Annotated in this window: 19 protein-coding genes; 5 read left to right on the top strand and 14 right to left on the bottom strand. The window is 64.4% G+C overall.

Features of this window, described 5'->3' with window-relative positions; all coding sequences use genetic code 11:
- Window positions 1-10: 10 nt before the first annotated feature.
- The 12 genes from IM733_RS14860 to yaaA form a co-directional block, all read right to left on the bottom strand.
- The gene (locus tag IM733_RS14860) at window positions 11-658 is read right to left on the bottom strand and encodes an alginate O-acetyltransferase AlgF (protein ID WP_248917361.1); all 648 of its coding nucleotides are present in this window, start codon (window positions 656-658) and stop codon (window positions 11-13) included.
- Window positions 659-678: 20 nt separating this feature from the next.
- Window positions 679-1836, bottom strand: a complete 1158-nt coding sequence (locus IM733_RS14855; RefSeq protein WP_248917360.1) for an alginate O-acetyltransferase — start codon at window positions 1834-1836, stop codon at window positions 679-681.
- Window positions 1837-1846: 10 nt separating this feature from the next.
- Entirely contained in the window at window positions 1847-3304 is a 1458-nt protein-coding gene (locus IM733_RS14850; RefSeq protein WP_248917359.1) for an MBOAT family O-acyltransferase, read from the bottom strand.
- 179 nt (window positions 3305-3483) lie between these two features.
- Window positions 3484-4587 carry a mannuronate-specific alginate lyase gene (locus IM733_RS14845; RefSeq protein ID WP_248917358.1) on the bottom strand — a complete coding sequence of 368 codons (1104 nt, stop codon included), beginning with the start codon at window positions 4585-4587 and terminating at the stop codon, window positions 3484-3486.
- Between the two features lie 7 nt (window positions 4588-4594).
- Window positions 4595-6037, bottom strand: a complete 1443-nt coding sequence (locus IM733_RS14840; RefSeq protein WP_248917357.1) for an alginate O-acetyltransferase — start codon at window positions 6035-6037, stop codon at window positions 4595-4597.
- A 13-nt stretch (window positions 6038-6050) separates the two neighbouring features.
- Window positions 6051-7607 carry a mannuronan 5-epimerase AlgG gene (gene algG, locus IM733_RS14835; RefSeq protein ID WP_248917356.1) on the bottom strand — a complete coding sequence of 519 codons (1557 nt, stop codon included), beginning with the start codon at window positions 7605-7607 and terminating at the stop codon, window positions 6051-6053.
- Window positions 7608-7624: 17 nt separating this feature from the next.
- On the bottom strand, window positions 7625-9103 hold the full coding sequence (locus IM733_RS14830) for an alginate export family protein (RefSeq protein ID WP_248917355.1): 1479 nt from the start codon (window positions 9101-9103) through the stop codon (window positions 7625-7627).
- Window positions 9100-10671 (bottom strand): alginate biosynthesis TPR repeat lipoprotein AlgK, encoded by a 1572-nt coding sequence (gene algK / locus IM733_RS14825; protein WP_248917354.1) that lies wholly within the window; start codon window positions 10669-10671, stop codon window positions 9100-9102. The genes IM733_RS14830 and algK overlap by 4 nt, the downstream gene beginning before the upstream one ends.
- A 12-nt stretch (window positions 10672-10683) precedes the next feature.
- Window positions 10684-11850: an alginate biosynthesis protein Alg44 gene (locus IM733_RS14820; RefSeq protein ID WP_248917353.1), complete on the bottom strand. Its 1167-nt coding sequence runs from the start codon at window positions 11848-11850 to the stop codon at window positions 10684-10686.
- 36 nt (window positions 11851-11886) lie between these two features.
- Window positions 11887-13368: a glycosyltransferase family 2 protein gene (locus tag IM733_RS14815; protein WP_248917352.1), complete on the bottom strand. Its 1482-nt coding sequence runs from the start codon at window positions 13366-13368 to the stop codon at window positions 11887-11889.
- 70 nt (window positions 13369-13438) lie between these two features.
- Window positions 13439-14755 carry a nucleotide sugar dehydrogenase gene (locus tag IM733_RS14810; RefSeq protein ID WP_248917351.1) on the bottom strand — a complete coding sequence of 439 codons (1317 nt, stop codon included), beginning with the start codon at window positions 14753-14755 and terminating at the stop codon, window positions 13439-13441.
- Window positions 14756-15560: 805 nt separating this feature from the next.
- The gene (gene yaaA / locus IM733_RS14805) at window positions 15561-16337 is read right to left on the bottom strand and encodes a peroxide stress protein YaaA (RefSeq protein WP_248917350.1); all 777 of its coding nucleotides are present in this window, start codon (window positions 16335-16337) and stop codon (window positions 15561-15563) included.
- 136 nt (window positions 16338-16473) lie between these two features.
- Between yaaA and IM733_RS14800 the strand changes: the two genes are divergently transcribed.
- From IM733_RS14800 to moaE, 5 genes are all read left to right on the top strand, one after another.
- The gene (locus tag IM733_RS14800; RefSeq protein WP_248917349.1) at window positions 16474-17592 is read left to right on the top strand and encodes a polysaccharide deacetylase family protein; all 1119 of its coding nucleotides are present in this window, start codon (window positions 16474-16476) and stop codon (window positions 17590-17592) included.
- A gap of 543 nt (window positions 17593-18135) precedes the next feature.
- Window positions 18136-19530, top strand: a complete 1395-nt coding sequence (locus IM733_RS14795) for a PhoH family protein (protein WP_011535580.1) — start codon at window positions 18136-18138, stop codon at window positions 19528-19530.
- Window positions 19531-19675: 145 nt separating this feature from the next.
- Window positions 19676-20146 (top strand): cyclic pyranopterin monophosphate synthase MoaC, encoded by a 471-nt coding sequence (gene moaC, locus IM733_RS14790; RefSeq protein ID WP_248917348.1) that lies wholly within the window; start codon window positions 19676-19678, stop codon window positions 20144-20146.
- On the top strand, window positions 20146-20391 hold the full coding sequence (locus tag IM733_RS14785) for a MoaD/ThiS family protein (RefSeq protein WP_248921181.1): 246 nt from the start codon (window positions 20146-20148) through the stop codon (window positions 20389-20391). The genes moaC and IM733_RS14785 overlap by 1 nt, the downstream gene beginning before the upstream one ends.
- A gap of 2 nt (window positions 20392-20393) precedes the next feature.
- Window positions 20394-20840 (top strand): molybdopterin synthase catalytic subunit MoaE, encoded by a 447-nt coding sequence (gene moaE, locus IM733_RS14780; protein ID WP_248917347.1) that lies wholly within the window; start codon window positions 20394-20396, stop codon window positions 20838-20840.
- A 103-nt stretch (window positions 20841-20943) separates the two neighbouring features.
- Here moaE and rhlB read toward each other — a convergent pair whose 3' ends face one another.
- Entirely contained in the window at window positions 20944-22410 is a 1467-nt protein-coding gene (gene rhlB, locus IM733_RS14775; protein ID WP_248917346.1) for an ATP-dependent RNA helicase RhlB, read from the bottom strand.
- A 92-nt stretch (window positions 22411-22502) separates the two neighbouring features.
- Entirely contained in the window at window positions 22503-23159 is a 657-nt protein-coding gene (locus IM733_RS14770; RefSeq protein ID WP_248917345.1) for an alpha/beta hydrolase, read from the bottom strand.
- Window positions 23160-23400 lie beyond the last annotated feature (241 nt).

The raw sequence follows: 23400 nt of genomic DNA, 5'->3' as shown, positions 1-23400 counted from the left end.
GAGGCAGGATTCAGTTGGTGGCCACGGGGCGGGTGACCCACACCGGCGACAGGCTGCCGCCGGAGCCGGTGACATACAGCACGGCGGCTTCGCCGCGTGCCAGGGCGACGGGTTTGACGTCGCCGACCTTCTTGTCGCCTGCATACAGGGCAAGGTTGACCTTGACCGGATTGATTTCACGTTCGCCGCGGCCCTTGGCCGCCACGGGCTGAACCACTTCGGTCTTGCCGTCGGCGGTCTTCAGGCTCAGCGGCTGGTCGCTGAGGTTCTGTACCCGCACCAGGGCCTTCTGCTTGTTCTTGAACGGCGGTTCCTCGATCAACTGCGGGTTGCCGCCGCTGCTGTTGACCAGGGTGTAGTACTTGTCGGCGGCCAGCTTCACCGGGACGCTCTTGCCACCCACCTGGGCGGTGTAGTCGCCACCGGGCAGGAAGCTGAAGTCGCTGCTGGCCTGGGCGCCGACTTGCTTGATCTGGGTGTTGCCCACGGAAGCGGCAGCGGGGGCGCTGGACGCGTTGTACAGGCGCACGAAGGTCGAGCCCTTTGGCGCGCTCGGGCCGTAGAGGGCGGCGTCGGCGCCGGCGAAGGCCTGCAGCGAGGCCAGGGACAGGCCCGCCGCGAGGGTGAGGGCTTTGGCAATGTGAGTCTTGGTGGTCATGTGCGTGTTCCTCTCTATCTTCAGTGGTCGGTCCGGTTGGACGACAGGGCCAGGTTGGCTTCGGACTTGCTGGCGTTCTTCAGCTGTGCGATCCACTGCGGATCGAAGGCGCCGAGATCGCTCTTCATTGGCAGATAACGTTCGGGGAATTCCCACACCACGACTTGCGGTGGCGTGTTCTTGAAGGCCTCGCTTTGCAGGTACTTGAGCATTGGCAGCAGCGGGCCGTGACCGTCCTCGGCGTAGTTGGCGACGTCGCTGCGCAGCGCCTGCTGCAGGGCGCCGAGGAAGTTCCAGTGCGGGTTGGCGCTGTAGCTGGTGCCCACCAGTGCCACCGGGATCCGGTTGTCGGCGAACAGGGCGTCGCCGGCTTCGCCTTCGCTCTCTACCGGGTGGGTCTTGCGCTGCTGCAGGTTGTCCGGGGTCGGCAACAGGTTGCTGAACAGCGGGTCGAGCGGCAGGAAGTTGGTCAGGTCGCCCTTGTATGGCGCGGTGGCGCCGGCCTCGGTGATGAAGGCCTGGGGGTCGCCGTTGAGCAGCTTCTGGCGGTTGACCGCCTCGGCGATGGCCTGTGCCACCACCTCGGCGCCCATGGGGGTCCAGTGGGTGTCGGTGCGCAGGAACACCTGGCCGCGGGCCTTGGCTTGCTCCAGCGGCGCCAGCAGGTCGGGGGCGAACACGTTGGCCTGGCGTGCCTGGGCGTGGAACTGGTTGAACAGCTCATCGTGCAGGCTGGCTGGGTTCTGCTTGCCGATGTACTCGGCATACAGGCGTGCCTTGGCTGGCACGATCGCCAGCACCAGCTGGGTGCCCTGGCGCTCCAGGGCGTCGCGGATGCCGCGCACCAGTGCCAGGTTGTCCTGCATCTGTTGTTCGGCGCCGGCGGTGGGCTTGAACTCTTCGTCGCTGAACAGCCACTGGTCGCGGCCCAGCACCACGCCGGGGCGGCCCTCGTTGAACAGCTTGAAGTCCAGCGCGGCCCACAGGTTGGTGCCGATGCGCTTGATCGGGAACTGCTCGTCGTAGTGGCTTTCGGCGGCCTTGGCCAGCTTGCCGTCGAGCAGGGTCATCTGCCCGCTGCGGGTGAAGCTGTCCAGCCCGCCGACCGACCAGGCACCAAGCCCGACCAGCAGGCCCATGAATGACAGCGAATAGGTGATGCGAAGTGTCCGGTTCATGGTCAGGGCCTCAGAACTGGAAGTAGAGGAATGGCGAGTAGCTCTGCGCCGAGAGCTTCAGCACCGAGGCGACGAACAGCAGCAGGACCAGGGCGCGGCTCATGATCCGCGTCCAGTCCAGGCCCACCGAGCCGTCGGCGTTGACCTGCACCGGCGTGGCCTTGGGCGTTGGCTGGGCATTGCGGTAGAAGTCGCGCAGGCCGAAGAACGCCAGGGTCAGGTAGGCGACCACCAGCGTGGCCACCTGCAGGCCGGTGAGGTTGGCGCGGTTGAGCTCCGACAGCTGCCACTCGCCGAAGCTGAACATGGCGCCGTACATGCGCGCGGCCACGTGCAGGTTCTCGGCGCGGAAGATCACCCAGCCGACCACCACCAGCAGGAAGGTGAAGGCCCACTTCACCGGGTTGAAGCGCTGCGGGTTGGTGTCGATGCCCAGCGCCCGCTCGATGGCCAGCCACATGCCGTGCCAGGCGCCCCAGAGGATGTAGGTGAAGTTGGCACCGTGCCACAGCCCGCCCAGCAGCATGGTCAGGAACAGGTTGCGGTAGGTGTTGAAGGTGCCTTTGCGGTTGCCGCCCAGGGTGATGTACAGGTAGTCGCGCAGCCAGGTCGACAGGCTGATGTGCCAGCGCCGCCAGAATTCGGTGATCGACTGGCTGATGTACGGCTGCTTGAAGTTCTCCATGAAGCGGAAGCCCATCATCAGCCCCAGGCCGATGGCCATGTCGCTGTAGCCGGAGAAGTCGAAGTACAGCTGCGCGGTATAGGCCAGGGCGCCGAGCCAGGCATCGCCGGTGGTGGGGTTCTGCAGGGCGAAGCAGTGGTCGGCCACCACTGCCAGGGTGTCGGCGATGAACACCTTCTTGATGAAGCCTTGCATGAAGCGCGTGCAGCCTTCGGAAAACTTGTCGAGGGTGTGGGTGCGGTTGTTGAACTGGTCGACCAGGTCTTTGAAGCGCAGCACGGGGCCGGCGATCAGGTGCGGGAAGATCGCCACGAACGCCGCGAAGTCGATCAGGTTGCGGGTGGCCGGGGTGTCGCCGCGGTACACGTCGATGATGTAGCTGATCGACTCGAAGATATAGAACGAGATGCCGATCGGCAGCAGCACGTGGGTGAGGATGAACGGCTCCAGCCCGAACGAGGTGATGATGGCGTTGAGGCTGTCGACGCCGAAGTTGGCGTACTTGAAGTAGCCGAGGATCGCCAGGTCGACCGCCACCCCCAGCAACAGCCAGCGCTGGGCGGGCTTGGTGCGCACGCCAGCGTGGCCCACCTTCAGGCCGATCCAGTAGTTCCACAGGGTGACCCCGGCGAACAGGGCGAGGAAGTCCACCCGCCACCAGGCGTAGAAGATGTAGCTGGCCACCAATAGCAGCAGGTTGCGATAGCGTTGCCCGCTCAAGTAGTACAAGCCGAGGAAAACCGGCAGGAACAGGAACAGGAACACATTGGACGAGAAGACCATCCCGGTTCTCCTTGTTGTTCACAGCATCCGGGGCACAGCGCCCCCCAAACCCCCCACGAAAATGCAGGGGGCACCTGGCCCCTGTAGGAGCGGACTCATCCGCGATTGCGGTCGTCATGGCAGCCGTTGTGCGCCTGCCGACGCCATCGCGGATGAGTCCGCTCCTACAGGGGTTTGATTTACTTCTTCGATTCCGCGCCCGGGTCGTAGACCCGGGTCACATCCCCGCCCAGCCTGAAACTGTCGAACGGCTGCATCTCGTGCTTGCGTTCGAGGGTGTCGCCGACGCAGTGGTACAGCGCGCACCAGGGTTCGAGCCAGGCGTACTTGCTGTCGATCTTCAGGTCGTGCAGGTCTTGCTTCACGCCGGCGTGGGCGGTGAACTGGCTCGGGTCGCGCGCCCCGGCCAGCACACCTTCACCCAGGCGTTGCAGGGCGAAGTTGTTTTCCTTGCGCAGGTCCACGCCATTGGCCTGGGCAAAGCTGGCGATCATCGCCAGCGGCGGCAGGGCGTAGTTGTGGTAGGCCAGGGCGCGCTGGCGGCGCTTGAGCTCGTTGGGCAGGAAGCCCTGCTCGTCGACCTGGTTGGCGCCGACCTTGTATGCCTTTACCGCCCAGTCGAACAGGTCGCGGCGGTCGGTCGCGACGGCGGTGGCCATCACCGACCAGGCCGCCCAGTAGCTGTGGTTGTTGATCTTCTCCAGGGGCAGGCCGCTCCAGTCGCGCACGGTCTGCTGGGCCAGGCGGGCGAACCATTTCTCGATCTGCTCGGCCTCGGCCTGGTGCGCGGCCAGCGGCTGCGAGTTGGAGAACTTCAGGCGCAGCCACGACCCGCTCATGCTGCCCAGCGCCCATTTGCGCATGGACTTGCCGGTGTGGTTGTAGTCGCTGGACATCAGCGCATCGGCGCGCGCCCAGCTACCCAGCCAGGTCAGCGCGCAGTCGAGCTGCGCCGGGCGGCCGTCGCGCATGTACTGGCCGACCATCTTGCTGACGCCCTTCTCCAGGGTGGTGATGTCTTTGGTGGAGGCGCGGAAGGCTTTTTCCGAGGCGACGTTGAGCGTCGCCCGGGCCTTGTCCGAGCCTTCGTACTTGCTGCGAAAGCGCAGCGAACCGGTGTAGGGCCGGGGCGCGGCTTCGCAACGGACGTCGCCATCGCTGCTCTTGAGCTTCTCGATGCCCTCGTAGTAACCCTGGGGCGGCACCAGTGCGGCCTGCGCCGCGCCGCCGAACAGGGCGAGGGCGAGCAGGGCGGGTGCGGTCTTGCGGTTGATGATGGTCATGGTCGCCTCACTGGCCAGCGTGCGCGGTGTGCTGCGTGTTGCCGGCGAAGTTGTTGCGTTTGCACAGTTTCGCTTCGACTTTCTGGGTGCCGCTTTCCGGCCCCTGGACTTCCAGGGCGAGCAGGTTCTGCCCGGCCCAGTCTTCGTCCTCGCGCATCTGGAAGACGAAGCGCCCGTCGGTGTCGGAGGTCTCGGGCTTCTCGATCTTGATGTCCTCGTGGCGGCCGTTGAGGTACCAGAGGGTGGCCTGCAGCACCTTCACCGAGGTGTCCTCGAAGCGGATGTCGAACTGGTGGTTGCGGTTGATCAGGTCCTTGATCACGCCGCCCTTGCCGTTGACCATCAGCTCGTTCTTGCCGGGCTTGAGGGTGGCGCTGGCGCTCATCTGCGCGGGGCGGTCGTCGCAGCCGTCGTCGAGCAACGCCAGGATCTGCCGCCAGATGGTTTCCTGGTCCAGGCGGTAGAGCGGGGAGAACTCCCAGATCAGGATCTTCGGCGGGTTGTTCTGGAACTCCTCGCTGCCCAGGTACTGGATCATCGAGCCTTCCAGGCCGCCGCCGGGGAAGGCGACGTTGAGCACGTCGGCGCCGATGTACTGTTCCAGGAAACCGGAGAAGTTGTAGTTCTTGCCGCTGTGGCTGGTGCCGACCAGGGTGATCTGCGCATCGCCCGAATCGCCGAACAGGTCGTCGCCGCCACTGGCGCCTTTCGGCTCGGTGGCGAACTGGTCCATGTACTGCACCGCGTAGCTGGTGCCGCACAGCTGGCCGGCGACGTTGTGCAAGGTGCCGGTCTTGCCCATGCGCCCGGATTTCTTCGTCTCGAACTCTTTACGTGGGATGCCTTCGAACGCTGGCATCCTGTGCACGGTGTCGGCGACGATCTTCGCCGCGCGCTCGGCGCCGTAGGGCGTCCAGTGCTGGTCGCCACGGAAGTAGAAGTCCTTGCCCTGGTCGGCCGCGGCCAGTTGCTCGTTGGTCAGCGGCGACAGGTCGGGCACGTTGTAGCCCATCTTGGCGAAGCGCTGGAGCATGCCCTGGTAGTTGCCCAGGGCCTTCTGGTAGTCGAAGGCGGCCTTTTCTTCGGGCCCCAGCATGTTGCGGTTCACCAGGCCACGGGTCGGCTGGTACACCACCACCAGCTCGACGCCGCGCTTCTTGAACGCGTCGTGCACCTGCTGCAGGCGCTTGTAGCCGCCTGGGGTGGTGTCGAATTCGGTGCGCAGGTCTTCACGGGTACGGAACAGCCAGTCGCCCTGGGCCTGCACCAGGGTGGTGAAGTTCTGCTGGTAGCGCGTGGTGTAGCGGCGGGCGTCGTGGGCTTCGGGGCACAGCTGGCAGCAGGGTTCGGCGGTGAAGGTCGGTGCCTGGATGTCCTCGGCGCGCACGCCCTGGCTGATGGCCAGGAGGGCGGCGGACAGGCCCAGCAGTTTCATCAGGTGTGGAGTCATGGTCTGGGCTTCCTTAGTCGATCATTTCGGTCTGGCGCTCGACCGGGTCGATCAGCACGGCTTTCTGCTGGCGCACCAGCAGGTCGAGGATTTCGTCCTGGCGCTCGCCGAGCACGCCGTTGAAGCTGATGCCGTTGGCCTTGCGCGGCATCAGCATCGACACCTTGTACAGCTCCACCGACAGCGGCGAGTCGATCGACAGCGGGCCGGAGCCGTTGGCCGCCAGCTCGCCGCCGACCACGATCAGCGACACCTTGGTATCGAACGGGTCGAGGGCGATGTCGCGGTCGGTGTCGGAGAGGTCCTTGATGTGCCCGTACACCCCCACCAGGCCGTTGGCCATGGCGACGTTCTCGTACAGGCGGATGTTCACGCTGTTGCGCACACGGATGCCGTGGCGGCGGTTGTTGATCAGCTTGTTGCCCCAGATCAGGTTGTCGCCGCTCTCGTACAAGGTGATGCCGTCGGTGTGGTTGCGGTAGATCTCGTTGTAGGCGATCAGGTTGTTGACGCTGTTGCGGTCGATCACCACGCCCGAGAGCTTGTTGTCGTAGCTCTTGTTGTTGATGATCCAGCTGTCGTTGACCTCGCGCGAGACGATGATCCCGTGCTTCTTCTTGGTGCCGTACACGGTGTTGCCGGCGATGATCAGGCGGTGCGAGCGGTCGTGGGGGTCGATGCCGTAGACGATGTTGTCGCGGTACACCGAATCCTTGACCACGAAGTCCTGGGTCTCGTAGCAGTAGAAGCCGTACCACATGTCGCTGAACTCGGAGCCGATGATCCAGCCGGTGGGTTCGGCGCGGCCCATCTGCTTGGCCATGTTCGGCGTGTACTGCGAAATGCTCACGCCGTAGGACTTGGACTTCGAATAACCGAAGCTGGCCATCTTGCTGTTGACGATGTAGGTCTCGGTGCCGCCCCAACTGAGCAGGAACGGGCGGAACGCGTCGGGCTTGCGGAAGGTGGCCGGGCCGTTGGCCTGCTCGCGCCAGCCCGTCACTTTCGTATCGGTGACGAACAGCTTGCCGTCGTTGACGATGAACGCGCCGCCTTCCTCGGACAGGCGCAACTCCTTGACCTTGCCGTCGATCTCGAGCACGCCCGTGTGCCCGACCACGATCGGCAGGCGAGCGAGGTAGACCCCCGGTGCGGTTTCGCGCAGGTATTGGCCGGGCACTTTCTTGCTGAGTTCGACCAGGTCGACATGCCCGTCGTCGATGAAGATCGCCTGGGGGATGCCATGCTGGCGGCGAACCCATTCGGCGCCCTTGTTGTCGCCACCGACGAACTCCTTGAGCGTGTCTTCCTGGAGCATGCGGCGCACGCTGACCTTGCCCTTGTGAGCGCGGTCGATCTTCTGCTGCACAGCTTGGGCGGTGTAGCCGGACAAGTCGGGCAGCTTGGGTGGGTCCATCAGCAGCGGTTCGATCGGCGCGCTGGCGACGGTGTAGGTCTTGGCCTGTTGCAGCCCTTTGGCCATCTCGGGCTCGGCGGCCTGGGCGAGGCCGGCGGCCAGCAGCAGGGCGCTGGCGAGCAGGCTGTGGCGAAGGTTCGGGTGCAGGGTCATGGTTTGCTCTCCCGGCCTCAGTAGCGCCAGATCACGTCGACGAAGGCGCGGTGCATGTACGAGTCGGCCTCTTTGCCGTAGGCGTCACCCGGCTTGAACACGCCGGCGCGCAGGCGCACCAGGGCCGACGGCTCGTCGATCGACTGGCTCAGCGAGGCCGGCAGCAGGCCCTGCTTGAAGTACTTGGTCACCACCACGTCCATCTCCTGGCCGAGGTCTTTCTCGCCCTGCACCAGTGGGCGGTTGACGCCGCCGTCGTCGACCACCGCGTTGATGCCGCTGGAACCGATGTTCTGCTTGCCGTCGACGCGCCAGAACTTGTGGTAGATGAAGCTGGCGTCGTAGTCGTCGCGCAGCTGCCAGGAGGCGAACAGGCTGGCCGCCTGCAGGTTGCCCAGCTCGCCGCGGAAGGCTTCGCCGAAGCGGTGCACGCGCGAGCGGGTGCCGGTGAAGTTGGAGCGGTTGCTCTCCAGGCCCGTCTGCTCGAAGTTGTTCGAGCCATCGCTGCCACCGCCGCCGCTGCCCCGGGCATAGGCCGCGCCGACCTGCCATTGCGGGTCCAGGCGCAGGCGGATGCCCAGGTCGGTGCCCCAGGCGTTGACGTCGCCGCTCTGCTTGCCAGTGGCGACCTGCTCGTTGCCGATGGCCTGGCTGCTCAGCGTATCGCGGTCGCCGGTCAACCAGGTGACGCTGCCCCAGTAGTTGACGGTGTGGTCGTTGCGCCAGTTGTAGGCGTCGCTGTTGGCTTCCAGGCCCAGCCAGGTAAGGTCGCCGGTGCGGGTCTTGTCGAGGGCGTCGACGGTTTCGCCGGGGTTCTTCAGGCTGCCGCCGTCGTGGCTGTGGTGGGCGCGCAGGCCGACCCAGTGGCCAGGGGTCCACTGCGTGGCGATGTTGCCGTAGACATGGGTGCGGTCCTTGTCCTCCGGCGCCAGTTCGGTGAGGTCGGTGCGGTATTCGCTGAAGCGCTGGGCCACGCCCAGGTCGGCCTTGAGCAGGGTGGTGTCGAAGGTCCAGTTCAGCGCCTCGATGTTGGTGTCGCGCCACATGCCGTCGTCGCTGCGCAGGCGTTGGCGGCCGAAGCGCAGCTGCTCGCCGGGGTAGGGGGTGAAACCGCTGTAGCCGACCCAGAACTCGCGCATCGCCAGGTAGCTCTTGTCCGGCTTGCGGCTGTCGTCGCCGGTGTCGATGGCGGCGCCGGTGTCGGAGGCGCGCAGGGTGTCGGTCTCGATGATGTCGCTGGCGGCCACCGCCTGGCCCATGGCATAGGCGCTCCAGTTGCCGCGCTCGCCGTACACCCAGGGGCGCAGGTCCAGGCCCAGGCCGTTGACGTCGCCGCCGGAGCGGGTGCCCAGGTCGCGGTCGTCCTCGGACTGGCCGGTGATCTTCACGTCCAGGCCGAAGTTCTTCTGCGCGGTTTCCTGGGCGAGGGTCGGCATCGACCACAGCAGGGCGAAGCCCAGGCCGATGCCGGCTTTCACGAAGGGGTTGAGCGTCATAGCGAATCCTCGGCGTCTACGTCGTCGTTGTCGTCTTGCAGCGCTTCGATGGCCAGGGGGCTGTCGGCACGCTGGAGCCTGCCGGCGCGGGCCTGCTTTTCCTGGGCCAGCAGGTTTTGCGCCTGGCTGCGTTGGGCGGGCGTCAGTTGCTGGTCGAGCTGATGCAGCAGCGCGCTGGACTGCTCGGACGGGTTGGCCTGGGCCAGCTGGGCGAACACCCAGGCGTTGGCGGGCTCGGTGCGGATGCCATGGCCTTCGCTGAACAGCTGGGCCAGGGCGTAGTCGGCGCTGAGCTGGCCGCCTCGGGCGGCGCTGAGCAGGTGGTCGACGGCTTTCTGCGGCTCGACGTTGCCCAGGTAGCCACGGCGATAGAGCTGGCCGAGGTAGTAGTCGGCGCTGATCTCGCCGGCGTCGGCGGCGGCCTGCAGGTGCTGCTCGGCCTTCTTGGCGTCGGCTGGCACGGTCCTGCCTTCGTAGTAGAGGCGGCCCAGCAGCAGTTCGGCGCGGGGCTGCTCGGCTTCGCGGCCCTTGTCGATGTAGGCCATCAGTTGGTCGCTGTCGCCCAGTTCGGGGAAGTCGTAGAGCAGTTGGGCGAGGCTGACCCAGGAGGCCGGGTTGGCCGGGGCGATCTGCTCGAGCAGGTCTTTCGCGGTCTTTTCGTCGGTCTGCCCGAGGCTGCGGTCGGCCAGCACGCGGGCGACACTGTCGACCCGGGTGGCCGCTACCGCGCCACGGCCATGGGCGGCCTTGAGCTGCTCCAATAGCACGGCCTGCTGATCGGGCTGGGCGCGTTTCTGGTAGACGGTGGCCAGCTCGACGTAGCAGATGTCGGTGGTGGTCAGGGCGGCCTTGCAGATCTTCTCCACGTCGCCCAGGTGCTGGTCGTAGGTACCCTGGGTGCGGTAGAGCAGCACCTGGGCCAGGCCCGCCTCGGGATTGCCGGCGGCGCGCCACTGGTCGATCTGCTGCTGGGCGTTGAGGGTGGGGAAGCTCTGTGGGTATTGCAGGTAGAGCATCGCCAGCGGGATCAGGGTGTTGCCCTCGCCTTGTTGTGCCGCGCGCTTGAGCAGGGTCTCGGCCTCTTCGCGTTCGGCCTGGGTGCTGTCGGGCTTGGCCACCAGCAGGCGGCCGAGGCGGGCCTGGGCGCGGGGCGAGGTGGCGGCCGCGGCGCGGTAGGTGGCCTCGGCCGCCTTGAGCTTGGCCGGGTCACGGGTGGCGACGTCGAGGTCGGCCAGGCCGACTTGCGCGTCACTGTAGCCGAGGTCGGCCAGGGCCTTGTAGTTGCGCTCGGCGGTGGCGGTATCGCCGCGCTTGAGCGCTTCGTTGGCCAGGCGCTGGTCGGGCAGGCCGGCGCAGCCGGCCAGGGTGATGGCAGCGGCCAGTGCGCACCATGCCAACGGGCGAGCGCTGCGCGCTCGATCGCGGCTCAAGGCCGCTCCTACAGGGATCGAGTCGATCAGGACGGGCGCGGACTCTGTAGGAGCGGCCTTCAGCCGCGATCGAGGGCGCAGCCCTCGCAACACCGGCGACACCAATCCCACGGCGGAATCACGATTGAAAGGTTTCATGATCCGTTCCTCTTACAGCCCGCGGGCCACGGCCTTGTCGATCAGCCAGTTCAGCGACGGCCCACGGTCGCTGTTGACCGCGGCCGGGCGGCCGGCGAGCTCGGCCGGCAGGCTTTCGTCAGGCTTGATCTGCACGCGGATGTCGGAAGCCAGGTTGTCGGTGTCCAGGCTGCTGCTGCCAACGATCCGGCCGGTACGCACTTCGTCTTCACCGGCCACCTGGAAGTTGACCCGGGTACCCGGCTTCACCTCGTCGAACTGGCGATAGCTGAAGCGCGCCTCCACGGTCGGCGTGGTGGTGCGCGGGATCAGCGCGAACACCGGCTGGCCCTTGCTGGCGTACTGGCCGTCGTCCACCAGTTGGCGCGACACCACGCAGTCGCAGGGGCTGGTGAGGGTGCCGGAGAGCTGCTTGCCGAACAGTTCCTCGACCTTGGCCGGTTCCAGTTGCGAGTCGTCCAGGTGGCCCTTGAGCAGGTCGAGCATGCTGGTGTTGAAGGTCGCCAGCGGCGCGCCCTTGCTCACCGTTGCGCCACTTTCCACCAGGCTCTGCAAGCTGCCGTCGCGGGGCATGGTGACGTTGCTGGTGGGCACCGCGACCACACCGGCCTCGGCATGGCTGACGAAGTACAGGCCGTACAGCGATTTGGCGACGAAGCCGAAGGCCACCAGGCCGACCACGAACACCCCGGCGGTGACGGTGACCGCGCGCAGGCGGCCGAACGCGGACAATCCCGAGCCTGAGTCTTTCTGCTTGCGCGCCTTGGTGAAGTTGTCGCGCTGCAGGGTACTGAGTACATCGCCGACGCTGATCAGCTCGCCCGACAGGTGGCTGGTGAGGATGTGGCGCAGGGTGGCGATGTCGCGGGGTTCGAGGTTCTGGAATTCGGCGCCGGTGCGGCCGGTCTCGGTGTTGCTCGTGCGCACCAGGATCTCGACATCCATCGACAGCCCGAGGTTGTCGACCACGAACTGCAGGCGGCCACGCAGCACCTCGTTCACTGGCAGGGCTTTCTTGGCGTGGAAGGACAGGCCACCGGCGGACAGGTCGTCAACCTTCACTTCGTGCGGCTCGCGGTTGCCGTCCAGGTAGCGCAGCTTGGCGGGGATGCGTACCCGGGCGTGCTGGCGCTGCGCTTCGGACTCATGCACGACATTGACGTTCACGGCGGTATTCATGGCGATATTCGTTCCTGTTATCCGATCCGGGGTGGCTCACACGACCATGAACAGCACGGCGACGAAGATGCTCGCGGCCGAGAAGGTCATGGTCCGCGAGGACCAGGTGTTGAACCATTGTTGAAAGCTGGCCAGGTCGCGCTTCAGGGCAGTGGGCTGGCGGGTCCAGGACTGCTTGTCGAGGCGGAAGAACACGTAGATCTTCATCACCGCGCCGACGATCTGGTTGTAATAGAGAATCAGCGGGTAGGCCGGCCCTACGTTGTGGCCCGAGCACAGCAGCATCACGGTGAGGATCAGGCGAGTGATGCCGATCCACAGCAGGTACACCAGCAGGAACTGCAGGCCGAACTTGAAGCTGGCGATCACCGCCACGGTCAAACCCAGCAGGCTGGTCCACATCGACACGCGCTGGTCGAGCAGCACGATGCTGGTGAACAGCCCCAGGCGCTTGAGGCCCAGGCCCAGGGCGCGGGAGTTCTGCCGCAGGTTGTTGCCGTACCAGCGGTACATCAGCTTGCGGCTGGCCTTGACGAAGCTCTTCTCCGGCGGGTGCTCCACCGTGTTGATGGCGGCATCGGGCACGTAGAAGGTGTCGTAGCCCAGGCGCATCAGGCTGAACCAGCTGGACTTGTCGTCGCCGGTGAGGAACTTGAAGCGGCCCAGGCGCCAGTGCATCAGCGAGTCGCTCTCGACGTCGGCGATGAACTCGGGGTTGGTCACCACGCTGGCGCGGAACATCGACATGCGCCCGGTCATGGTCAGCACGCGCTTGCTCAGGGCCATCGAGCACATGTTGATGTGGCGCTGGGCGAAGCGCAGCTTGTGCCACTCGCTCATGATGTAGCCGCCGCGCACTTCGCAGAATTCGTTGGTGGTCAGGCCACCGACGTTGGGGTACAGGCGGAACCACGGCACGGTCTTGCGCACCACGCCTTCGGCCAGCACGGTGTCGCCGTCGATCACCGCCACCACGGCGTTCTCGTCCGGCAGCATCCGCGAGATGGCGCGGAAGCCATAGGCCAGGCCGTCGCGCTTGCCGGTGCCGGCGATCCGCACGATGTCCAGGGTGACGTGCGAGGGTGGGTTGTACTTGGCCCACAGGCTCTTCACCAACAGTTCGTCGGACTTCTCCACCAGCGAGCAGACCACGGTGGTGGGGTAGCCGCAGTCGATCGCCTCGCGGATCACTGAGCTGTACACCTGGGCGGTGGTCAGGGCTTCGATGCGAAAGCTGGTGACCATCAGGTACACGTGCGACGGGTCGGCCGCCTTGCCCAGCTTCTGCACCTTGCGCCGCAGGTAGGGGTAGACGATGTACAGGAACAGCATGCCGCGGATGAAATGGGTGGCGCCCATGGAGTAGCGCCAGATGCCGACGGCGCCGACCAGGAAGATGAAATGCTTCGATTGCGAATCGAAGATGTCGCTGGGCAACGCCAGGGCGATCAGCATCAGCAGGCTCATGTAGAGCAGCCAGCCGGCGCATTGCAGCAGCAGGGTCTGTAGCCTTTGCATGTTCGGCATCCGTCGGGAATTCGGGGGGCAAGGGCGGCGCGCTGGGGAGGGACGCGCCGCCCTGCCGGGTTTACCAGCAGATACCTTCGGTGCGGCTGGTGGTGCAGGTTGGTTTACTCATGAAGCCAACCAGGTCGATTACCTGCTTGCCTTCCGGCGCCTGCTGGGCCAGGGCGCGGAACTGCTCGTCACGGTTGCCCAGCACGATGATCTCGGCGTTGTTCACCACCTGGTCGAAGTCGGCGTTGAGCAGCGAGGAGACATGGGGGATCTTCGACTCGATGTAGTCCTTGTTGGCGCCATGGACGCGGGCGTACTGGACGTTCTGGTCGTAGATGTTCAGCTCGTAGCCCTTGCCGATCAGGCGCTCGGCCAGTTCCACCAGCGGGCTTTCGCGCAGGTCGTCGGTGCCGGCCTTGAAACTCAGGCCGAGCAGGGCAATCTTGCGCTTGTCGTGGCTCTCGATGATGTCGAAGGCGTTCTGCACCTGGGACTCGTTGCTGCGCATCAGCGAGTCGAGCAGCGGCGCCTTCACGTCGAGGCTGGCGGCGCGGTAGGTGAGGGCGCGCACGTCCTTGGGCAGGCACGAACCACCAAAGGCGAAGCCCGGGCGCATGTAGTACTGCGACAGGTTCAGCGCCTTGTCCTGGCAGACCACGTCCATCACCTCGCGGCCATCGACGCCCACCGCCTTGGCGATGTTGCCGATCTCGTTGGCGAAGGTCACCTTGGTGGCGTGCCAGACGTTGCAGGTGTACTTGATCATCTCGGCCACTTCGACCGGCTTGCGGATGATCGGCGCGTCCAGTTCCTCGTACAGGGCTTGCAGCACGTCGCCGCTGGCGCTGTCCAGTTCGCCGATGACGGTCATCGGTGGCTGGTCGTAGTCCTTGATCGCGGTGCTTTCGCGCAGGAACTCGGGGTTGACCGCCACGCCGAAGTCGACGCCGGCTTTCTTGCCCGAGCAGTCCTCGAGGATCGGGATCACCACGTTCTTGACGGTGCCCGGCAGCACGGTGCTGCGCACCACCACGGTGTGGCGGGAGGTCTTGTCGCGCAGCACGTAGCCGATCTCCCGGCACACCGACTCGATGTACTCCAGGCCCAGGTCGCCATTCTTCTTGCTGGGGGTGCCGACGCAGATCATCGACACGTCGCTGGCGCGGATGGCGGCGGCGAAGTCGGTGGTGCCACGCAGGCGACCGTTGGCGATACCCTGTTGCAGCAGCGCCTCGAGGCCCGGTTCGACGATGGGCGACTTGCCCTGGTTGATCAGGTCGATCTTGGTGCCGGACACGTCAACACCGATCACATCATGGCCGCGTGCCGACAGGCAGCCCGCACAGACCGCACCCACATAACCCAAACCAAAGATGCTGATACGCATCGTAATCACCTCGTGTGTTTATCACGCCAGCCCTTCAGGGAAGAGCCGATCGGGTTGATTGACCAACAATTACTGGGCGAACGGATCCATGGCGAAATGACACTTCACCGAACGCAGGCATGAATAAATCCGGAGCGCATAAAGTTGTGCGCTCAAAGTTGGCAGTCAAAGGCCAATATTTAAATGACGTGCCCTGAAATGCAGTCGTCTTTATTGCAGTGCGCTATTGGTCGCGCTGCTGTGCTTGTTTTTTCAAGTGGATAAATCCTTTGAAATCAACCACTAGGACGGTTATATAGGGGTGCGCTTGGCCTTCCTGGCGTTCGCTGTACGGCATATCCATTGCCACCTCTGAAGTTTTTGAAGTTCGGTGTAGTGCCGAGCATCTGTCATCTGTAAGTCATCTCTTACGCTTGGCGCTTGAAACTCGTTACGGGTGCTATGAGCGATGAGGCGTAGGAGAAGTTCCGAGATGGGTTCCGCCGAAATGAAAGATTTCTAAATATTTTTTCAGTGAAAAATACTTTCAATCTGATAGCACGGAACAGTTTCGTCCCCGTATATAAAGGGGGAAATCGAGGTGGGATGGTTTTAGGCCAGCATGCAAAATTTTTTTTCAAAATTCGTCAAAAAACTACGAACGGTCTTATGGCGTTTTGCGATAAGCCTATGCGTGCTGGTTTTATGGCGCCCAAGTATTGGCGGTTTGGCGTTGGTTGTAGGAGCCAGCCTTGCTGGCGAACCCGTTACCAGCGAGTAGCGGCTGTTCGCCAGCAAGGCAGGCTCCTACAGGAGGGGGAGGGGGTTACTCGGCGTGATCGCGCAGGAACACCAGGTGGTCCGGTTTCGATTGCTCGGGGCTGTAGTAGTAGCCCTGCACGTCGAATCGCTTTAGTTGCTCCGGGTCGTTGATGCGCTCCTGGATCACGAAGCGGCTCATCATCCCGCGGGCTTTCTTGGCGTAGAAGCTGATGATCTTGTACTGGCCGTTCTTCAGGTCCTTGAAGTCGACGTCGATCACCCGCGCCTTGAGTGCGCTCTTCTTCACCGCGCTGAAATACTCGTTGCTGGCCAGGTTGAGCAGCACGTCGTCGCCCTGCTCGGCCAGGGCCTGGTTCAGCCACTCGCTGATGCGCGTACCCCAGAACGCATAGAGGTCCTTGCCGCGGGCGTTGGCCAGCTTGGTGCCCATCTCCAGGCGGTAGGGCTGCATCAGGTCAAGTGGGCGCAGCAGGCCGTACAGGCCCGAGAGCATGCGCAGGTGCTCCTGGGCATAGGTGAAATCATCCTCGCCCAGGCTTTCGGCATCGAGACCGGTGTACACGTCGCCCTTGAAGGCCAGCAGCGCCTGCTTGGCGTTGGCTGGAGTGAAATCCGGGGTCCAGCTGCCGAAACGCGCGGCGTTGAGGCCGGCGAGCTTGTCGGACAGGTGCATCAGTTCGCTGATCTGCGCTGGCGACAGCTCGCGCAGTTGCAGGATCAGTGCCTGGGAATCGTCCAGGTACTGGGGCAGGGTGTGGCGTTGGGTGACCGGCGGGGTGTCGTAGTCGAGGGTCTTGGCGGGGGAAATCACCGTCAGCATCGGGTCGGCTCCTGGAATCGTCGGGCGAATTCTACGGGGCTGGTGGCGCAACGCCAAACTATGGCGACGATAGTCACGGAACATCGGCGGGCGCCGCGCTATAGTGCGCGCCATGCATTCGTGGAGAACGTTCATCGTGCGTATCGCTTTCGCCCTGTTCGCCGGCCTGTTGAGCCTGGGCGCCCAGGCCGCTCCCGCCGACTTCGTCAGCTTCGATCGCGGCCTGTGGCCGGAGCAACTGGACAGTCCGGTACTGTTCGACGTGGCGTCGCGTGCCGAGATCCTGTCTTTTGCCCGGGTGCTGCACGAGAACGAGATGCTCGATGACAACGCCCTGGCGTCGCGCTTGGGCCTTCGTCAGATCAACCTGCCGACCATCCGCGCTGTCAGGGCGCGCATGTGGCAGCGGTTGTGGCAGGGCTACCAGCAGGCGCAGCACAGTTGCGAGCAGGATGCGTCGTTCTGCTACCCAGTGGAGTCGATGGCTGACTTGCGCATGCAAGCCGCCACGTTCGCCGGGGATGTCGGCACGTTCTACACCGGTTGGATCGAACCGAGCCGACAGTTCCACACCCGCTATCTGGACGAGCAACTGCGCAAGGCCGCCGTGTATCCACAGACCTCCAGCGAGGTGGAGAAACTTTCCAGCCGTGAGCGCAATGGCGATGAACTGAACGACCGGATGTTCCTCCTGACCTTTGCCGGTGGCCCAGGCCCGGAAGGGGGTAGCACCGATGCCATGGCTGACTACCTGCGTCGGCAGAAGCTCGACGGTATCTTCTTCGTGCTTGGTAACCGACTGCAGCAACGCCGCGATGCAGGCCCGGTGGCCGAACTCTATGCGGGGCAGTGCGTGGGGATCCAAGGCTGGGAATATCGTTCCCATGCCCAGTGGCAGGGCTGGCAGGACTCGCTGCGGCGCAGCCAGGCGCGGGTCCAGGCCGACCTGCCGGAGCAGTATGTGCCCTTGTTCCGCCCGCCTTACGGGCAGCGGCGCGGCGATGGCGAGGGGTTCATGGCCAGCCAGCAGTTGCGGGTTTCGTTGTGGGATATCGATGCGCAGGACGATGGGCCGTTGACCGCCGAGGCGTCGGCGCAGCGGGTGCTTACCCTGATGTTGCTGTGGCGCAAGGGCGTGATCCAGTTCCACGACAACCAGCCCAAGGCGCAGCCGGCGCTGGAGTGGTTGTTGCAGCACACGGCGCAGAGCGGGATCGGGTGGGAGGGGTGTCGGGAGTATGGGGAGCGGGAGTAGGGCTGGCGAAGCCTTGGTGCTTCTGGGGGCTGGCACCGCTTGCGCGGTGCATCGCGGATGAATCCGTTCCTACCGACAAGAGAGGCGGTAGTCGAAACATTGCGTCGGGCAAGCAGGGCTGACAACCATGGCCTGGCGGTCACGACGATGTAGGAGCGGATTCATCCGCGATGCGCCGCTCGTGCGGCGCTCGATTTCATGGGCGCCGCACTGTTTTGGTAGGCACCTGGTGGCCATCACCAGGAAACCAGCACGAACCACAGCCACCTGATCCCTGAGCGTAGTCCTGCCGCGCCCCCACGCCAAGCCCTGTTCGTCAATCCGAAAAATAAACTTCACCCAAGCGTAAAAAGTCTTTTTTCGGTCATGGTTTTTGCGGTATCAAGGAGTCAGACAGCCGAACCCTGCAGCACAGGTGGCGTCATCCACGCCCCCCTCGCCAGGTGAGCTTCCCGCCCGTAACAACGCGGATACGGGAAGAACGGCAGTCACTCTGCGGCGCAGCCGTTCGCGCCGTGTGGCTTTCACATAAGGTGACCGAGTATGGATGACCAAGGACGCAACCCTTCCTCCAACCAGCCAATCCTGTATGTGCTCGATACCAACGTCCTGATTCACGACCCCAACGCCCTGCTCAACTTCGAGGAGCACCACGTCGCCATACCGATGACGGTGCTGGAGGAACTCGACAAGCTCAAGACCGGCAAGCACACCATCGCCGCCGAATGTCGCCAGGCCATCCGCCTGATCGACCAAACGCTAGGTGATGCGTCCCCCAGCGATGTCGAGCAGGGCGTGCCGATCCAGCGCGGCAAGAGCGGGCCCAAGGGCTTCCTGTCCATTCTCATGAGCACGCGCAACGAACCCAACCGCCTGCTCCCGGAAAACCTCGCCGACAACATCATCATCAACCAGCTCCTGGACCTGCGCGCCAAGCGCAAGGACCTGGACGTGGTGCTGGTCACCAAAGACATCAACATGCGCCTGAAGGCGCGCGCCTGTGGGATCGCCGCCGAGGACTACAGCACCGACCAGTTGGTCGACGACGTCTCCTTGCTGTCGAAGGGTTATCACTCGGTCACCGGCTCGTTCTGGGACCGCGTGAGCAAGGTCGACACCCGCCAGGAACGCGGTCGCACCTGGCACCGGGTGCAGTTGATCGACAACCTCCCGGCGGTGCACATCAACGAGTTCATCATCGATGAGCAAGGCTTCGTCGGTTGGATCAAGGGCATCCGCAACGACGAGCTGCTGTTGCTCGACTTGCACCAGGAGCCTTTGCTGCACCAGGAAGCCTGGGGGCTCAAGCCGCGGGACATCCACCAGAGCCTGGCGCTGTTCGCCCTGCTCGACCCGGATATCCACCTGGTCAACCTGACCGGCGCCGCCGGCTCCGGCAAGACCATCCTGGCGCTGGCCGCCGCCATCGAGCAAACCATGGTCAGCAAGCGCTACCGCCGTATCATCGCCACCCGCAGCGTGCAGGGGCTGGACCAGGAGATCGGCTTCCTGCCGGGCACCGAGGCGGAGAAGATGGAACCCTGGCTGGGCGCCATCACCGACAACCTCGAAGCCTTGCACATGGATGACGAGAGCACCCACGGCAGCGTCGAGTACATCCTCGAGCGGGTGCCGCTGCAGTTCAAGTCGCTGAACTACATTCGCGGCCGCAGCTTCCAGCAGAGCCTGATCCTGATCGACGAGTGCCAGAACCTCACGCCGCACCAGATCAAGACCATCATCACCCGTGCCGGTAACGGCTCGAAGGTGGTCTGCCTGGGCAACCTGGCGCAGATCGATACCCCCTACCTGTCGGCCACCAGCTCCGGGCTGACGTACCTGACCGAACGCTTCAAGGACTTCCCCCATGGCGTTCACATCACCCTCCAGGGCGTGCCACGCTCGGTGCTGGCCGAGTACGCCGAGTCCCACCTGTAAAACCGGCTGTTCACCGGCAAGCCGGCTCCTACATTAAGCCTGTAGGGGCCGGCTTGCCGGTGAACCGGACACTGCGTCGATACACCCTCTGCTCAAAGCTGACCTGCGGGTTTACACTCTGCATTCCCTTCCCAGGAGCAGAGCAGTGCTGACCCATCTTGATTCCCAGGGGCGCGCCAACATGGTCGACGTCACTGAAAAAGCCGTGACCGCGCGCGAAGCGATTGCCGAGGCACGGGTGCGCATGTTGCCCGACACCCTGCGCATGATTGTCGATGGCCAACACCCCAAGGGCGACGTGTTCGCCGTGGCGCGCATCGCTGGCATCCAGGCGGCGAAAAAGACCAGCGACCTGATCCCGTTGTGCCACCCGCTGATGCTCACCGGTGTCAAGGTCGAGCTGGCAGCCGAAGGCGAAGATGTCGTGCACATCGTCGCGCGCTGCAAGCTGGCCGGGCAGACCGGCGTCGAAATGGAAGCCCTGACCGCCGCCAGTGTCGCCGCTTTGACGATCTATGACATGTGCAAGGCCGTGGACAAGGGCATGGTCATCGAGCAGGTGCGCCTGCTGGAGAAGACCGGCGGCAAGAGCGGCCACTACAAGGCGGAGGCATGATGAAGGTCAAGGTCATGTATTTCGCCCGTTACCGGGAGCTGCTGGGTGTTGATGCCGAGCGTCTGGAGGGCGACTTCAGGGTGCTGGACGACGTGCGCCAGGCGTTGCTGGCCAAAGGTGGCAAGTATGGAGTGCTGGCCGAGCAGAACCTGATGTGCGCGCGCAACGAAGAACTGTGCAAGCTCGGCGAGGCGCTGGAGGACGGCGACGAAGTGGCGTTCTTCCCGCCGGTGACGGGGGGCTGAGCATGAGTGTTCGGGTACAGGAGGCGGCGTTCGATCCAGGTGTAGAGGTCAACGCCATGCATGCCGCCAATGTCGGCGTGGGCGCGGTGGTCGGTTTTGTCGGCTATGTGCGCGATTTCAATGACGGGCTGGATGTGGCCGGGATGTTCCTCGAACACTACCCGGGCATGACCGAAAAGGCCCTGGCCAAGATCGTGGTCGAGGCCGAGCAGCGCTGGCCGTTGCTCAAGGTCGAGGTGCTGCACCGCATCGGTGCACTGGAACCGGGCGAGCCTATCGTCTTCGTCGGGGTGGCCAGCGCGCATCGGCAGGCGGCGTTCGATGCCTGCAACTTCATCATGGACTACCTGAAGACCCGGGCGCCGTTCTGGAAGAAGGAGAACACCCAGGATGGGCCGCGCTGGGTCGAGGGGAAGCAGAGCGACCAGGATGCGGCAGAGCGCTGGTAGAGCGGTTCGCCTGTAGGAGCGGCTTTAGCCGCGATGCGGGCATCGCGGTGCCTGGCACCCGCTTTGCGGGTGATCGCGGCTAAAGCCTGCAGGGCCACGGATATCAATGATGCTTGCGCGGCACGGGCTTCAGCAGCTCGTCCGGCGGCATCTCGCACTTGATCTTGCGCCCCAGCAGTTCCTCGATCGCCGGCAGCTGGTACGAGTCGTCCTCACCGGCAAAGCTGATCGACACGCCACTGCTCCCCGCCCGCCCGGTACGGCCGATACGGTGCACGTAGTCGTCCGGATCCTCCGGCAGGGTGAAGTTGATCACATGGCTGATGCCATCGATGTGGATGCCACGCCCGGCCACATCGGTGGCCACCAGCACGCTGATGCGCCCCTCGCGGAAATTCTCCAGGGTGCGGATGCGCTTGTGCTGCGGCACGTCGCCCGACAACTGGGCGGCGTTGATGCCATCACGCACCAGTTTTTCCTCGATGCGCCGCACTTCGTCCTTGCGGTTGGCGAACACCATCACCCGTTCCCACTTGTTCTGCGTGACCAGGTTGTACAGCAGCTTGTATTTGTCGCTGCCGGCCACGGCGTACACGTGCTGCTCGACGGTTTCGCTGGCGACGTTCTCCGGTTCGATCTCGACGATGGCCGGGTTGGTGGTCCACTGCTTGGCCAGGTTCATCACGTCGTCGGTGAAGGTGGCGGAGAACAGCAGGGTCTGGCGCTCGCTCTTTGGTGGGGTCTGGCGAATGATCTGGCGGACCTGGGGGATGAAGCCCATGTCGAGCATGCGGTCGGCTTCGTCCAGCACCAGCACCTCGACCATGTCCAGGTGCACCTCGCCGCGCTGGTTGAAGTCCAGCAAGCGGCCGGGGGTGGCCACCAGGATGTCGCAATGGCGCGCTTCCAGTGACTTGAGCTGCTTGTCGAAATCCATGCCACCGACGAAGCTCATCACGTTCAGGCCGCTGTACTTGGTCAGCGCCATGGCGTCCTTGGCAATCTGCACCACCAGCTCGCGGGTCGGGGCAATGATCAGCGCCCGTGGTTCGCCCATGTAGCGTTCCTTGGGCGGTGGCACCTGTTGCAACTGGGAGATGATCGAGATCAGGAACGCGGCGGTCTTGCCGGTGCCGGTCTGGGCCCGGCCGATGGCATCCTGGCCGCGTAGCGTATGGCCGAGCACCTGGGCCTGGATCGGGGTGCAATAGGGGAAACCGAGGTCATGGATGGCATGCATCACCTCGTTGGAGAGCTTGAAGTCGTGAAAGCGGGTCTTGCCTTCCTGGGGCTCGACCATGAAGTCCTCGGGCTTCCACAGGCTGGCCTGGGGCTTTGGCTTGCGCTCGCGGCGTGGTTTGTCCTTGACGGGCTGCTCGGCGCGTGGCTGTTCGACCGGTTGGGCCTCGGCCTGCGGCTTGGGGGCGGGTTTGGGCCTGGGGCTCTTGTGCGCCGGAGCCTGGGTGGCAGCTGGTTGCACGGCCGGGGCGGGTTGGGGCACGGCGGCGGGCTCGGCGGCCTGCGGCGCGGCGTCTCCCTTGGCGAATATTTTTTTGAGTGCCTTGAGCACGGTCGTCTCGTCAACTGGTTAAGGAATGTACGCCGGGCAGTGTAATGCAAGAATCGGGCGCGGCGTAGTGGAATGCTCGGTGGGCTACAGGCTCACTGCAGCTGGCGGCTCAGCCAGTCGTGGATATCGGTCAACTCCGCGACCACCACTTCGTGTTCCATCGGGTACTCGTGCCAGCGCGCGGCCACGCCCCAGGTATTGAGGTACTCGAACGCCGTGCGCCCCATCGACGGGATCACCACCGGGTCGTGCACACCATGCAGGCAGAGGGCCGGGGTGCGTTGCTGGCAGGCGCTCAGTTGCAGGCTGTCGGTGAAGGTCGGTGCGTAGGTCGACAGGGCGATCACCCCACCGAGTGCTTCCTGCCACTTTATATAAGCGGTGTGCAGCACCACGGCGCCACCCTGGGAGAAGCCCGCGAGGACGATGCGCGACAGGTCGATGCCCTTGGCCCGTTCGGCCTCGATCAGGGCGATGACCTGGTCGGCGGATTCATCCAGTTGCGCCTCGTCGATGGCCCGTGCCGGGGTCATGGCCTTGATGTCGTACCAGCTGGGCATTGCATAGCCGCCGTTGATTGTCACCGGGCGGGTGGGGGCCTGGGGCATTACGAAACGGGTACTGAGCAGGCGCTCCTGGAGAAACTCGGCCACCGGTAGGAAGTCGTAACGATCGGCGCCCAGGCCGTGCAACCAGATCACACAGGCGTCTGCGGTGTTCTGGGGTTCGAGGATCAGCGGGTGGGTCATGGACTGCTCCGAATCTGTGCGTGCGTGCGCTTTGAGTGCGTAACAAGAAGGCAGCGCTGGTTTAATGCCAGAAAAAGATGTCGCAACTCTACAACTTTTACTACTTGACGACCGCTTAATCGCTTAAGCCCTCGACTGTGGTACGCGCTTTGCTACATCTATGCTGATGCGAGGGGATAGGCCGGTAACGGTAACACCCCCGTGTGGATTGAAGGCTGTCACAGAACAGCCCATTGCGCCA

Origin of the sequence: Pseudomonas entomophila, from assembly GCF_023277925.1 — a bacterium.
Classification (GTDB): Bacteria; Pseudomonadota; Gammaproteobacteria; order Pseudomonadales; family Pseudomonadaceae; genus Aquipseudomonas; species Aquipseudomonas entomophila_D.
Note: the sequence above shows the minus strand (reverse complement) of the source record. Positions and strands in the feature narration are given on the sequence as shown.